Genomic DNA, 13,412 nt, shown 5'->3' on the forward strand with positions numbered 1-13,412 from the left:
TAATGCGGGCATGAGCACATGTATACTCCGGAATCGATCGAAGTTCCGAGGTCTGCCCTTTGCAACGAGTGCGCGTGAAAATATGCGGTATCCGCGAGGCTGAACACGCCCATGCCGCAGCGCATGCCGGTGCCGATGCGCTTGGTTTTGTGTTCTATGCGCCAAGCGTGCGCGCGATCACGCCACGCCGCTGCGCTGATATCTGCCGTGACCTGCCGCCCTTCGTAACCCGCGTGGCCCTGTTCGTCAACCCGGAAGCTGATGAAGTTCGTCAGGTGATCGATGAAGCAGGCTGTCAGACCCTGCAGTTTCACGGCACCGAGGCACCTGAGTTCTGTGCACAATTCGGGCTGCCCTGGGTCAAGGCCATAGGCATGACTGACGATATAGACCTCGCAGCAGAAAGTTTGCGTTACAAAGCTGCGCAGGCGCTTCTGCTGGACAGTTACGATCCCATACACCATGGCGGCACTGGTCGTACCTTTGACTGGACGCTCGCTCACAACGGCCTGAGAAAGCCGCTCATTCTCGCTGGCGGCCTCACCGCCAGCAACGTCGGTGATGCAATACGTACAGTGCAGCCGTATGCTGTGGATATCAGCGGCGGCGTCGAGATAGAGAAAGGCGTCAAGTCGACCCAAAAGATTCAGCAGTTCCTGCATGAGGTAATGGCTACATATGCAATTCGATAAAGAGTATCTCGCACAGTTCCCAGATGTTAACGGCCGCTTCGGCGAATATGGCGGCCGCTTCGTGTCGGAAACGCTCATGGCCTCATTGCTCGAACTGGAGCAGGCTTACGCCAAACTGAAGAACGACGAAGTCTTTCAGCGTGAGTTCGATCGCGACCTGGCCGACTACGTCGGGCGCCCTTCGCCGCTGTATCTGGCGGAGCGCCTCACCAAGCAGATCGGCGGCGCCAAGCTCTATTTCAAGCGTGAAGATCTCAACCACACTGGTGCGCACAAGGTCAACAACACCATTGGGCAGGCCCTTCTGGCAAAGCACCTCGGCAAGAAGCGTATCATCGCCGAAACCGGAGCCGGTCAGCATGGTGTGGCTTCTGCGACAGTGGCAGCCCGCCTGGGTCTGCAGTGCGTCATATTCATGGGCGCCGAAGACATCGAGCGACAGTCACTCAATGTGTTTCGAATGAAGCTGCTTGGTGCCGAAGTTCGTTCGGTCACCAGTGGCACCGCGACCTTGAAGGATGCCATGAGCGAAGCCCTGCGCGACTGGGTCAGCACCGTCGAAGACACGTTCTATATTATCGGGACCGTTGCCGGCCCGCACCCTTATCCGCTGCTCGTGAGAGACTTCCAGTCCGTGATCGGCCGAGAAGCTCGTGAACAGATCCTCGAAAAGGAAGGCAAGCTGCCGGATGCCCTGGTGGCCTGTGTAGGCGGCGGTTCGAATGCTATTGGCCTGTTCTATCCGTTCCTTGGCGACGAATCGGTCAAGATTTACGGTGTCGAAGCCGGTGGCAAGGGGCTTGAGACCGGTCAGCATGCTGCGCCACTGTCTGCCGGGCGTCCAGGCGTGCTGCACGGTAACCGCACCTATCTCATGGAAGATGAAGACGGCCAGATTTCGGCGACTCACTCGGTATCTGCCGGTCTCGACTATCCTGGTGTCGGTCCTGAACATGCCTGGCTGAAGGATATCGGTCGCGCGCAGTATGTGGCCGCCACCGATGACGAAGCCATGGCCGCCTTCCATACGATGACCCGTATAGAAGGCATTATGCCGGCGCTGGAAACAGCCCATGCCATTGCCTATGCCATGAAACTGGCGAAGGATATGAGCCCGGAGCAAAGTATTATCGTCAACCTGTCCGGTCGCGGCGACAAGGACATACTCACGGTTGCGAAGTTGGACGGAATATCACTATGAGTCGTTTGAAATCACGTTTTGCTGCGCTGAAATCCAAAGGTGGCAAGGCCCTCATCCCCTTTATCACGGCAGGCGATCCTGATCTCGATACCACACTGAAGCTGTTGCATGCCCTGGTTGAATCAGGTGCTGATGCGATCGAGATTGGCATCCCGTTTTCAGATCCCATGGCCGATGGGCCGGTCATCCAGAAAGCGTGTGAGCGTGCACTCGCCAGTGGCACCAGCCTGAAAAAGATACTCGCCATGATCAGCGAATTTCGCAAGGATGACACTGAGACCCCCCTGGTATTGATGGGGTATCTCAATCCGCTCGAAGCCATGGGCTTTCAGGTGTTTACTGATGCAGCTGCGAAGGCCGGCGTCGATGGTGTGCTGACGGTGGACCTTCCGCCGGAAGAGGCCGGGCGCCTTGCGCCGATGCTTCAGGCGGCCGATCTGGATCCTATTTTCCTGATTGCGCCTACCACCCAGACCGCGCGAATCAGGACAGCTGCCAATAACGGTGGCGGATATATCTATTACGTTTCACTGAACGGTGTGACCGGGTCAAGCAAGCTCGATGTCGAATCTGTGAGGACCCATGTCGAAGCCATCCGGCAGGAATCGGACCTCCCGGTCTGCGTCGGCTTTGGCATCAAGGACGCCGTCTCCGCACGACAGGTGGCCGAAGTGTCCGATGGTGTCATCGTCGGCAGCGCACTCGTCAACATCATTGCTGAACAGGCTTCCCAGCCGGATCAGATGATTGAGCAGGTGAAGGGTCTGATGACGTCTATCAGGCAGGCCTTGGACGGCCTGATCGTCCATTCCAGTTAGTCATACAATTTTTTTTTGAAGCAGGATTGAGGCATGTCGAGCTGGCTCGAAAAACTGATTCCAGGAATGAGCAGTGCTCAAGCCAAAAGCAAGCACAAAAGCACCGTTCCTGAAGGTCTGTGGAAAAAGTGTCCCAACTGTGAGTCCGTGCTCTATAGGCCGGAGCTTGAGAAAAACGTCGAGGTCTGTCCGAAGTGCAGTTATCACATGCGGATCAATGCCAGGCGTCGTATCGCGGTTTTTCTCGATGCGGTGGGCGAGGGTGGTCTTGAGCAAAAAGAAATTGCCGCAGAGCTCGAACCAACTGACAAGCTGAAGTTTCGCGATACCAAGAAATACAAGGACAGAATAGCCGCCAACCAGAAAACGACGGGCGAGAAAGATGCGATGATCGTGGTCGAGGGTGGCCTGCATGGCATTCCGGTCGTCGTGGCGGCTTTTGAGTTCAGATTTCTGGGTGGATCGATGGGTGCTGTGGTGGGCGAGAAATTTGTCAGGGCCGTTAACCGTTGCATCGAGCTGCGGGCGCCCCTCATCTGCTTTTCTGCCAGTGGCGGCGCGCGTATGCAGGAAGCGCTTATTTCGCTGATGCAGATGGCGAAGACCGCCGCTGCACTCGAGCGCCTCAAGCGCGAGAAGCTGCCCTATGTCTCGATCATGACAGACCCGGTTTTTGGCGGTGTTTCAGCCAGTCTGGCCATGCTTGGCGACATCAATATCGCCGAACCGAAGGCCTTGGTGGGTTTTGCCGGTCCGCGGGTCATCGAGCAGACTGTTCGACAGACCTTGCCAGAAGGTTTCCAGCGTAGCGAGTTCCTGCTCTCTCATGGCGCCATCGACATGATCGTAGCCAGACCCGAAATGCGCGAGCGTGTGGCGAGCCTGCTCGCCAAGCTGATGAAGTTGCCGGTGCCGTCTTCGCTTTCAGGCGGTGATGATTACGACGCTCCACCATCTGCCGATCCCGCACCCCTTGCCAATATCGAAGTGGAGCAGCCCCCCCGCGTGCCGGACCAACCCGATAACGACGCTCAGGCAACGGTTGCTCAGTCGCCATCGGAGGATGGCAGACGGCAGACCATGTCAGCCATAGGATCAGGCGCCGCCTGGGATGAAGTCGAGGGCGCTGCGTATTCCCCGCTGGATACCGACGGGCCGGGCAGGCTGGCGTCGATTGAGCCGAAACACGGCAAATCGACCCCATCCGATTGACCGGAGCTGTGGGATGATCAAGCACGCTGCTGAGTTACCAGCAGCTGGCAGTGAGGACCTGGCTGGCTGGCTGACTTATCTGGAGAGCATGCTCGGCGCTGAGTTCAGCATGCGCCCGGGTCTCGATCGCAGTGCCCGGGTGTGGCAGCGACTCAACCCTCTTGGGCTTCGGATAGCGCGGCAGATCGTCATAGTGGCTGGCACAAACGGCAAGGGCTCGACAGCTGCAGGTTTGAGCGTAGGCGTCTATGGTTCACCCCATGTGCTCAGATTCAACGAGCGTTGTCGAATTGATGGAGAAGAAGTCAGCAATGCCCGCTTCTGCCAGGTGTTCGAGCAGGTCGAGACGGCTCGTCACGAGGCCGCAGTGCAGGGCCCGGTGCCGCTCTCCTATTACGAGTTCACCACCTTGGCGGTGTTCGAGCTGCTACGCGCTGCCGACCTCGATCTCGTGGTACTTGAAGTCGGGCTCGGTGGACGCCTCGATACCGTTAATCTGATTGACGCTGATCTTGCGATCATTACCCGTATCGGGCTAGATCATCAGGCCGTTCTCGGTAACACACTCGAACTGATCGGTGCAGAGAAAGCTGGCATCCTTCGCCAGGATGGGCTGTGTGTGCTTGGATCAGAGGCTATGCCCGCCAGCGTGCTGACACATGCTGCGGCACTAAATAACGTCGTCAGAGGCTACGGTGAACATTTCGATGAGCGCCACTATGGTCTGGCGGATGCAGGGTTGGAGCACCACGGGACCTGCCTGCCTGCGGTCAATCTCTCGGCAGCCTGCGCAGCGTTCGAGTTGCTTGGTCACGAACTACCAGATGATTACCTGCACCGCCTGAATGCACTGTCGCTCCCCGGACGCTTGCAAATCCTGCAGGCCGACCCAATGATCTGTGTAGATGCTGCGCATAACGAGCAGGCTGCAGAGTTTTTGGCCGCCTGGCTGCATAGGTATATGAAACCGACCAGGGAGGCTGGTGGAGAAGCGGGAGCTGGTCGGCGTGGCGACATTCGTGCAGTTTTTGCCTGCTTCGCCGACAAGGCAATCGAAGAATTGCTGGCACCGATGCTTCCATTGGTCAATCACTGGTGCCTGTTTCCGCTTCAGGGCCCTCGGGCCGCGAGCGTTGCCAGATTGGAGCAGGCGCTCGGTACCGCACTGGCCCAGGCCGCTTCGCAGTCACACACAGCAGCGATAGAGATGCCTCGAATTGAAGGCCACTGCTCGCTGTCGAATGCACTTGAGTCGGCCACCAAGGGGCTTCAGTCAGGCGATTGCGTCATAGCCTTCGGCTCTTTCCAGGTCGTGGAGGCGATGCTCTTGGGCTGGCACAACTCGAACAACAATTCTCACGCATCATGAACGGACGATATTACAAATGACCTCATTCAAAACCCGCGTCATAGGCGCCGTTATTCTTGTCTCATTGGCGATCATTTTTGTGCCCATGCTATTCAAGAGTCCTGCTGATCAGCCCGGTCAGGTGGAGACGCCACAGAGTGATAGCGCGCTTCGCTCCGGCAGTGACCGTACGCCCATGACCGATGCAGATCCTCGAGCCTCGCAGCGTCTTGAAGTGCCGCCGACGCCTGAAGTCCCTGAGTTCACCATTGAAGAGCCTGCCGAACCCGAATTACGTTATTCCGATCGCGCAGCGGATCTCGATGCCGGGCAGTCCGCCGTCGAGGCGCGCGGCAGCGACGATTTTGAAATCGAGCGGCCCACTGCAGGTGAGCGCGAGCCCCCGACGCCAGCAGCCGAGCAGAATGCTCAGCCTGCCTCTGCGCCCCGCGAGGCGCCAGCAGCCCAACCTGTGGAGAGGACTGCTTCGGCCCCCGCCACCCCGAGACCGGCTGCTGAAAAGCCCGCAGCACCAGCAGGCAGCTTCGGAGAAGCCTGGTCCATACAGGTAGGCTCGTTCTCGGACCAGGAACGGGCGCAGACAGTTCGCGCGGATCTCCAGAAAGAAGGCACGGCAGCCTATGTTCAGGAAGTACAGCTGGACAATGGCTCGACGATGGTGAGGGTCTATGCAGGGCCCATGCTTGAGCGAAGTACCGCCGAAAAACTGAAAGTGACATTGGACAAGAAGTTCGGCGTGAATTCTCTCATTATGCGCTACCGCCCTGTGCAACCCTAATCCGAGCTGTTACAATCCGCGCCCTTCGAACACCGACTCGCATCAGGATTGAAGCATAATTGACAGCACTGAACTGGTTTGACTGGGCCATCCTCGGCGTTATTGCGCTCTCGACGGTGGTCAGCCTGATGAGAGGCTTTGTGAAAGAGGCGCTCTCGCTGGTCGGCTGGTTCCTGGCATTCATCGTCGCCAGGCTGTTTTATATTGAATTTGCTTCTCTACTGGTAAATCTCATTGAAACACCCTCGATGCGCCTCATTGTCGCGTTTGCTGGGCTGTTTCTGCTGACGCTGCTGGTTTGCTCGCTGGCAAACCATCTGTTGTCCGCGCTGGTGAAGGCTACTGGGCTCGGTGGCTTCGACAGGGTTCTGGGTACCATTTTTGGCGCGCTGAGAGGCGTGATCATTGTTCTTGTCATTACCGGTACGCTGCGGATGACGCCCGTCGTAGAAGACGACTGGTGGCAGAATTCAGCATTCATACCATCCTTTGGAAGGATCGAAACCTGGGCGCGTTCTACGCTGGGTGATCCTCTCGAACGCATCGACTTCCAGGCATTGTGATGGCTGGATCAAAAGGTCGTGGCGTTACGCAATACGCTAATAAAAATCAGCAGTCTGAAGTCATACATTGCAGTGTCATCGTGTGAAAAGCAGGTAGCCTATGTGCGGAATTGTAGCAATCGTAAGTAAAAGCAATGTCAATCAGGACCTCTATGACGCCCTGACGGTATTGCAGCACAGAGGGCAGGATGCCGCTGGAATCGTAACATGTCAGGATGACCGGTTTTTCCTCCGGAAAGATAATGGCCTCGTCAAGGATGTGTTTCGAACGAAACATATGATGAGACTGGCTGGCAATGCCGGTATCGGTCACGTCCGGTACCCCACTGCAGGCACCAGCAGTTCCGCTGAAGCCCAGCCCTTTTATGTGAACTCACCCTACGGTATTACGCTGGCGCATAACGGGAACCTCACAAACACCCACGACGTCGCTGAAGACATCTTCAAGACCGACCTGCGTCACGTCAATACACACTCGGATTCCGAGGTGCTGCTGAACGTATTCGCTCACGAATTGCAGAAGCAGGGGAAATTCCGCCCCGGCCCTGACGAAGTGTTCGAAGCGGTCAAGTCCGTGCACCGCCGCGTTCGCGGTGCCTACGCTGCCGTAGCCCTCATCACTGGCTTTGGCGTCGTGGCCTTCCGCGATCCGCATGGCATTCGGCCCGTCTGTTTCGGCTCTAGAGAAACTGCCGAGGGCAAGGAATACATGGTCGCGTCCGAGAGCGTCGCCCTGAATTCGCTTGGCTTCAAGCTCGAGCGTGACATTGCCCCCGGCGAAGCGCTGTACATCGAAATTGACGGTACGCTTCACAGCGCGCAGTGCGCAGAGAATGCCGTGCTAGCGCCGTGTATTTTCGAGCATGTCTATTTCGCGCGCCCGGACAGCATCATCGACAACATTTCGGTATACAAGGCGCGCATGCGCATGGGCGATAGCCTGGCGGCCCGAATTCGGGAGAACTTCCCCGACCACGATATCGACGTCATCATCCCGATACCGGATACCAGCAGAACGGCCGCCCTTCAGATGGCCTTCAATCTCGGGGTGAAGTATCGCGAAGGCTTCATCAAGAATCGTTATATCGGCCGGACCTTCATCATGCCGGGGCAGCAACAGCGCAAGAAGTCCGTGCGCCAGAAGCTCAATCCGATCGACCTCGAGTTCCGAGGCAAGAACGTCATGCTGGTCGACGACTCCATCGTTCGCGGTACGACTTGTCGGGAAATTGTGCAAATGGCGCGGGATGCCGGGGCCAACAAGGTGTATTTCGCGTCAGCAGCGCCGCCGGTTCGCTATCCGAATGTCTACGGTATCGACATGCCCGCTGCCAGCGATCTCATCGCTCATGGCCGCACAGAGAAGGAAGTTCAGGAGATCATCGGCGCTGACTGGTTGATTTATCAGACGCTGGAAGACCTGATTGCCTCGGCTCACGAGGGGAATCCGGATATCGTAGAATTCGACTGTTCGGTGTTCACCGGTCAATATATCACTGGCGATATCACTGAAGATTATCTTACCAAACTCGAGAAGTTGCGCGGCGACAGGAACGAAGCGCTATGGGAGGCATCGAAGGAGGCTTCCCACACGCAGGTGCCGCTCGACCTGCACAACGACGTCTAGGAGATCACGAAGCGCCCATGTCCGAAGATAACCAGAAGCCAGAAGCCCAGCCATCTGCAGTGGCTCGAGGCCAACGCGAAGGACATGGCCGGCTTGGCCGAATCCACCAGGCAGACTGGTCGACCGAAACCCAGGCTATTCGCAGCGGGCAATATCGCACGGAAGAGCAGGAGCACTCCGAAGCGATCTTCCCGACATCCTCGTTCGTGTTCAATTCGGCAGCAGAAGCGGCTGCCAAGTTTGCCGGTGACGTGCCGGGCAACATCTACAGCCGCTTTACCAATCCGACCGTTCGCATGTTCGAAGAACGCCTGGCTGCCATGGAAACGCCAGCTGGGTACGCCGGCGGCGAAATCAGCTGCATCGGGACCTCGAGTGGTATGGCCGCCATTCTCGCTACCTGCATGGCCTTGTTGAAGCAGGGCGATCACATTGTCTCCTCCCGTCAGGTATTCGGCACCACCAATGTGGTGTTCGACAAGTACCTGGCCAAGTTTGGCGTGACGACCACCTGGGTCGACCTCACTGACTACGAGGCCTGGTCGGCTGCGATCAGACCTGAAACGAAACTGCTATTCCTCGAGACGCCATCGAATCCACTCAACGAAGTGGCCGATCTCGATCGGCTGAAAGCCATAGCGGTGGCTGGCGACTGCCTGCTCGTGGTCGATAACTGCTTCTGTACCCCGGTTCTGCAACAGCCACTGGCCTTTGGTGCCGACCTTATCATCCACTCTGCGACCAAGTACCTGGATGGCCAGGGGCGCGGCATCGGGGGTGCGGTCGTCGGCCGCGAAGACCTCGTCAATGAGATCAAGGTTTTCATGCGTAGCGGCGGCTTCAGCATGAGCCCCTTCAATGCCTGGATTTTCCTCAAGGGTCTTGAAACCCTGAGCATTCGCATGAAGGCGCACTGTGAGCAGACCGCCGAGCTCGCACGATGGTTGACCGAACAGAGCTGGGTTGAGAAGGTATATTATTGCGGCCTGCCAACACATCCCAGTCACGACATTGCCCTTCGTCAGCAGAGTGGCTTCGGTGGCGTTGTGTCCTTCACGGTGGCCGGTGGCCGTGATGCCGCCTGGCGTTTTATCGATGGCACACGCTGGATCTCGATCACCGCCAATCTGGGCGATGTGAAGACGACCATGACCCATCCGGGCAGCACCACGCATGGTCGGCTTTCACCTGAGGCCAGAGCTCAGGCGGGCATCGAGGATGGGCTGATCAGGCTGTGCATCGGACTTGAGTCTGCAGAAGATATACGCAAAGATTTGCTCAGTGGCAGTAAGGCCCTCTAGACTCCTGTAATGTCCACAAAAAACGTCGCACCAGCCGCTGGCAAGAAGTCAGCACGGGGATCCAGTCCCTCATCGTCCCCAGCCGCCAAAAAGGCCGCGCGATCGCCTGCGTTCGCCCGATATCTGGAGCATGTCGAGCGCGAAGGTTCGCTCATATTCTGGCTGTTCATGACTGCCTTCCTGATGATTGCCCTGGCCACCTACAGTCCGGCCGATCCCGGCTGGTCAAGCACGAGTGATCGGGAGCTGATTGAAAACTATGCCGGTCGCAGTGGCGCCTGGGTGGCCGATATCCTGCGCTTCTTCTTCGGTCATGTTGCCTACCTGTTCCCACTGGTCTTCGGTCTGAAGGCGATCAGCGTGCTGCGTAGCCGCATTACCGGCAGGATCGTTCATTGGCCCGTGATTGCCATGCGCCTGTTTGGCGTCATGCTCATCGTCTGCTCGCTTACCGCGATTTTCGACCTGTATGCTGTCATGACCTTGCCATTACAGTCGGGTGGCGCCCTCGGTCATGCCCTGGGCGAACTGTCTACCAGCGGCCTCAATATCGTCGGCAGTACCTTGTTGTGGATTGCGGCATTGTTTTTCGGCTTCAGTCTTGCCACTGGTTTTTCCTGGCTGCGTTTCATGGATCTGACAGGCGAGTATGCGCTCCGGACCGCGCAGAGCTTCGGCAGCTGGACCGGCATTGTGGCTGGATGGACCGGCAAGGGTCTGCGCAAGAGCTCTTCAGCTGCCGCCGGCTTCCTGCGTAAGCGCAATGCCCAGCGGCAGGCTGAAAAGGCGGCCAGAAGTGGCGTGAAGCGTTTGCCCAAACTGCCTGCCGAAGGGGCTGAGCGTGCAGCGGTCCAGTCGACCGCAAACAGCGCGTCTGCTAACAGCCAGGCCGCCCAGGCTGCGCCTGCAGCTTCCTCATCCAGGCCTCCAGAGGGCAGGATGCAGGCGGCCGGTCGGGCGGCGGCAACCGCAGCGGCTGAGGCAGCGGAAAAAGCTGTTCGTATTTCGCCCTTTCAGCGCAAGAAGGAAGCTGGCGCGCGCAGGGATCAGCCATCACTTTTCGATACCAACGACAGCCCCATACCGCCGCTGTCACTGCTGGATCCCTCGGAAGTCACCAAGAAGGGTGGCTATTCCGAGCAGGCGCTCATCGACATGTCCAGGCTGCTTGAAGCGAAGCTTGCTGATTTCGGTATTTCCGTCGAAGTGGTCGAGGTCAATCCCGGCCCGGTCATCACCCGCTTCGAAATTCAGCCGGCACCCGGTATCAAGGTCAGCCGAATCAGCAATCTGGTGAAGGATCTGGCGCGATCGCTGGCGGTCGTCGGTGTGCGAGTGGTCGAGGTCATTCCGGGCAAGTCGGTGGTGGGGATCGAGATTCCTAACGAGAACCGCGATATCGTCCGCCTCAGGGAAGTCCTCAGCTGCAGTGACTATGAGAACATGAAGTCACCGCTTGCCCTCGGCCTCGGCAACGACATTGCCGGTAACCCCGTGGTGGCCGATCTGGCGAAGATGCCGCACCTGCTGGTCGCTGGTACCACCGGGTCGGGTAAGTCCGTCGGCGTCAACGCCATGATATTGAGCATGCTCTTCAAGTCCACGCCGGAAGAGCTGCGGCTTATCATGATCGACCCGAAGATGCTGGAACTGTCGATCTATGACGGTATTCCGCATCTGCTCACGCCAGTCGTGGTCGACATGAAGGAGGCCGCTAATGCCTTGCGCTGGTGTGTTGGTGAAATGGAGCGACGTTACCGCCTGATGTCAGCGCTTGGCGTGCGTAACCTCGCGGGTTTCAATCGCAAGGTCAAGGATGCGCTCGCGGCAGGTGAGGGGATACCCGATCCACTGTGGAACCCATCCGACTCTGCTTTGGCCCATGAGCCGCCGGCCCTCGGACCTGTGCCGCACATCGTGGTCGTGATTGACGAGTTTGCCGACATGATGATGATTGTCGGCAAGAAGGTTGAAGAGCTGATCGCGCGTATCGCTCAGAAGGCTCGGGCCGCCGGTATACACCTCATTCTGGCGACACAGCGGCCATCAGTCGATGTCATCACCGGTCTGATCAAGGCCAACGTCCCGACGCGAATGGCTTTCCAGGTCTCCTCCAAGATCGATTCCAGAACAATTCTTGACCAGGGTGGAGCCGAACAGTTGCTCGGTCACGGTGATATGCTCTATATGCCGCCCGGCACCTCCTTGCCCGTGCGCGTGCATGGCGCCTTCGTGGACGATGACGAGGTGCATCGTGTGGTCGCCGAGTGGAAGCGCCGCGGCGAGCCAGACTATCTGACTGAAATTCTCGATGGCACCTCCGACAGCGACTTCGTCCAGAGTATCGACGGCAGCAGCGGAGGCGGTGAAAACGGCGATGGCGAGCAGGATGCGCTCTACGACGAAGCTGTCGCTTTCGTTATCGACTCGCGGAAAGCGTCTATATCTTCTGTGCAGAGAAGGCTTAAAGTAGGCTATAACAGGGCAGCCAATCTGGTCGATGCCATGGAGGCCGCCGGTGTCATCAGTGCTGCCGGTCACAATGGCGCTCGAGAGGTCCTGTCCCCACCATCACGGGAATAGTGTGCTGGCGCTCAATACCTTACAGGGACCTGCAATGATAATGAAAAGAACCATGAAACCTGCTCTGCTACTGCTCGGTCTGCTGGCCTGGCCGCTACTGGGCAATGCCGCCGAGGAAGCAGGCGTGCCGGACTCGGTACGACAGCTGCAGAGTGGCTCGCCTGACGCGGATCTTCAGTTCGAAGCCGCCCCAGGTGAAGCCCTTCGTGAACTGGTGCAGTTACTGAAGCCACTCGACACCCTGAGCGCGGAGTTCACCCAGCGGGTGTTTTCACAGAATGGCAACGCCATGCAGAGTGTTGAAGGCAGCTTCAAGGCCCGACGCCCCGGCCATTTCTTCTGGCAGACCGCAGCGCCCTCGGCGCAGACACTGGTCACCGATGGCGATTTCATCTGGCTTTACGATCCGGATCTGGAGCAAGTCACAGTGCAGAAGATGTCTGGTGAAATACAGACTACGCCGGCGCTGCTCTTCAGTGGTGAGGTGGCCGCTATCGACGAGCACTATACCGTGCGGCTGGTCGTGACCGGCGACAAGGATCCCGACGAGTTTCGCATGTTCGAGCTCAAGCCAAAGGCTACAGAATCGCTGTTCGAAACCTTGCGCATCAGTTTTCTTGAAGGTAAGCCTGTCGCACTGCTTATACAGGATGGACTTGGTCAATTTACCGTGCTTGAGCTGAGCTCGGTCAACATGAATCCGTCGATACCGGACAGTGTATTCAAGTTCGAAGTCCCGGATGGGGTCGATGTCATCAAGGATTTCTAGATGAACCTGTCCATGCTTCTCGCAGTGGCCTGCGGCGGCGCACTCGGTGCCATGGCCAGATACGCTGGCGGTAGCTACATCATGCAGAAGTTTGGTCCTGACTGGCCATTGCCGACTTTCAGCATCAATGTGGCGGGGTCGGCGCTCATGGGCGTCTGTCTGGCGCTGCTGCTGTCGTGGACTGCGGCAAGAACCGGTGCGTCAATAAGTCAGGCTTCGGTCTCATCCGAGCCGGTAAGCCTGTGGTTCAGTCCGGAGCAGTTTCGAGCCTTCGTCATGGTCGGCTTTCTGGGCGCGTTCACGACTTTTTCTACCTTCTCCATGGAGGTGGTGCACCTGCTGGAAGCTGGCAGGATTTCAATCGCGCTTTTTTATGCCGGTGGCAGCCTGGTCTTTGGCTGCCTGGCCTTTGCCGGTGGTTACATGCTCACGAGACTGCTGCTGCAGTCGTTCGTTCAGAGTTGATGCGATATCATCATTTTCAATAATTCGCTAAACG

General features: G+C 57.8%; 12 protein-coding genes. All 12 read left to right on the forward strand.

All coding sequences use genetic code 11. The features are described from left to right. The first annotated feature begins 68 nt into the window (after positions 1-68). The 12 genes from ABD735_RS05955 to ABD735_RS06010 all read left to right on the forward strand — a co-directional run bounded on the left by ABD735_RS05955 (position 69) and on the right by ABD735_RS06010 (position 13,378). Positions 69-692 carry a phosphoribosylanthranilate isomerase gene (locus tag ABD735_RS05955; protein ID WP_344805382.1) on the forward strand — a complete coding sequence of 208 codons (624 nt, stop codon included), beginning with the start codon at positions 69-71 and terminating at the stop codon, positions 690-692. Next, positions 679-1,893 carry a tryptophan synthase subunit beta gene (gene trpB, locus ABD735_RS05960; RefSeq protein WP_344804311.1) on the forward strand — a complete coding sequence of 405 codons (1,215 nt, stop codon included), beginning with the start codon at positions 679-681 and terminating at the stop codon, positions 1,891-1,893. The genes ABD735_RS05955 and trpB overlap by 14 nt, the downstream gene beginning before the upstream one ends. Continuing rightward, entirely contained in the window at positions 1,890-2,711 is an 822-nt protein-coding gene (trpA, locus tag ABD735_RS05965; protein ID WP_344804313.1) for a tryptophan synthase subunit alpha, read from the forward strand. The genes trpB and trpA overlap by 4 nt, the downstream gene beginning before the upstream one ends. Positions 2,712-2,744: 33 nt before the next feature. Beyond that, complete coding sequence (gene accD / locus ABD735_RS05970; protein WP_344804315.1) at positions 2,745-3,923, forward strand: acetyl-CoA carboxylase, carboxyltransferase subunit beta; 1,179 nt, start codon at positions 2,745-2,747, stop codon at positions 3,921-3,923. Between the two features lie 13 nt (positions 3,924-3,936). After that, positions 3,937-5,292, forward strand: coding sequence for a bifunctional folylpolyglutamate synthase/dihydrofolate synthase (locus ABD735_RS05975; RefSeq protein WP_344804317.1), 1,356 nt, complete (start codon positions 3,937-3,939; stop codon positions 5,290-5,292). Positions 5,293-5,308: 16 nt separating this feature from the next. Further along, positions 5,309-6,070, forward strand: a complete 762-nt coding sequence (locus ABD735_RS05980; protein WP_344804319.1) for an SPOR domain-containing protein — start codon at positions 5,309-5,311, stop codon at positions 6,068-6,070. 59 nt (positions 6,071-6,129) lie between these two features. Further along, positions 6,130-6,633, forward strand: coding sequence for a CvpA family protein (locus ABD735_RS05985; protein ID WP_344804321.1), 504 nt, complete (start codon positions 6,130-6,132; stop codon positions 6,631-6,633). A gap of 100 nt (positions 6,634-6,733) precedes the next feature. Next, the gene (gene purF, locus ABD735_RS05990) at positions 6,734-8,260 is read left to right on the forward strand and encodes an amidophosphoribosyltransferase (RefSeq protein WP_344804323.1); all 1,527 of its coding nucleotides are present in this window, start codon (positions 6,734-6,736) and stop codon (positions 8,258-8,260) included. A gap of 17 nt (positions 8,261-8,277) precedes the next feature. Then, complete coding sequence (locus ABD735_RS05995; RefSeq protein ID WP_344804325.1) at positions 8,278-9,561, forward strand: O-succinylhomoserine sulfhydrylase; 1,284 nt, start codon at positions 8,278-8,280, stop codon at positions 9,559-9,561. 9 nt (positions 9,562-9,570) lie between these two features. Beyond that, entirely contained in the window at positions 9,571-12,144 is a 2,574-nt protein-coding gene (locus tag ABD735_RS06000) for a DNA translocase FtsK (protein WP_344804327.1), read from the forward strand. 34 nt (positions 12,145-12,178) lie between these two features. Beyond that, positions 12,179-12,913 (forward strand): outer membrane lipoprotein periplasmic chaperone LolA, encoded by a 735-nt coding sequence (lolA, locus tag ABD735_RS06005; protein ID WP_344804329.1) that lies wholly within the window; start codon positions 12,179-12,181, stop codon positions 12,911-12,913. Continuing rightward, the gene (locus ABD735_RS06010; protein WP_344804331.1) at positions 12,914-13,378 is read left to right on the forward strand and encodes a fluoride efflux transporter FluC; all 465 of its coding nucleotides are present in this window, start codon (positions 12,914-12,916) and stop codon (positions 13,376-13,378) included. The last annotated feature ends 34 nt before the right edge of the window (positions 13,379-13,412 follow it).

The sequence above is a fragment of the Allohahella marinimesophila genome (assembly GCF_039538005.1).
Lineage (GTDB): Bacteria > Pseudomonadota > Gammaproteobacteria > Pseudomonadales > Oleiphilaceae > Allohahella > Allohahella marinimesophila.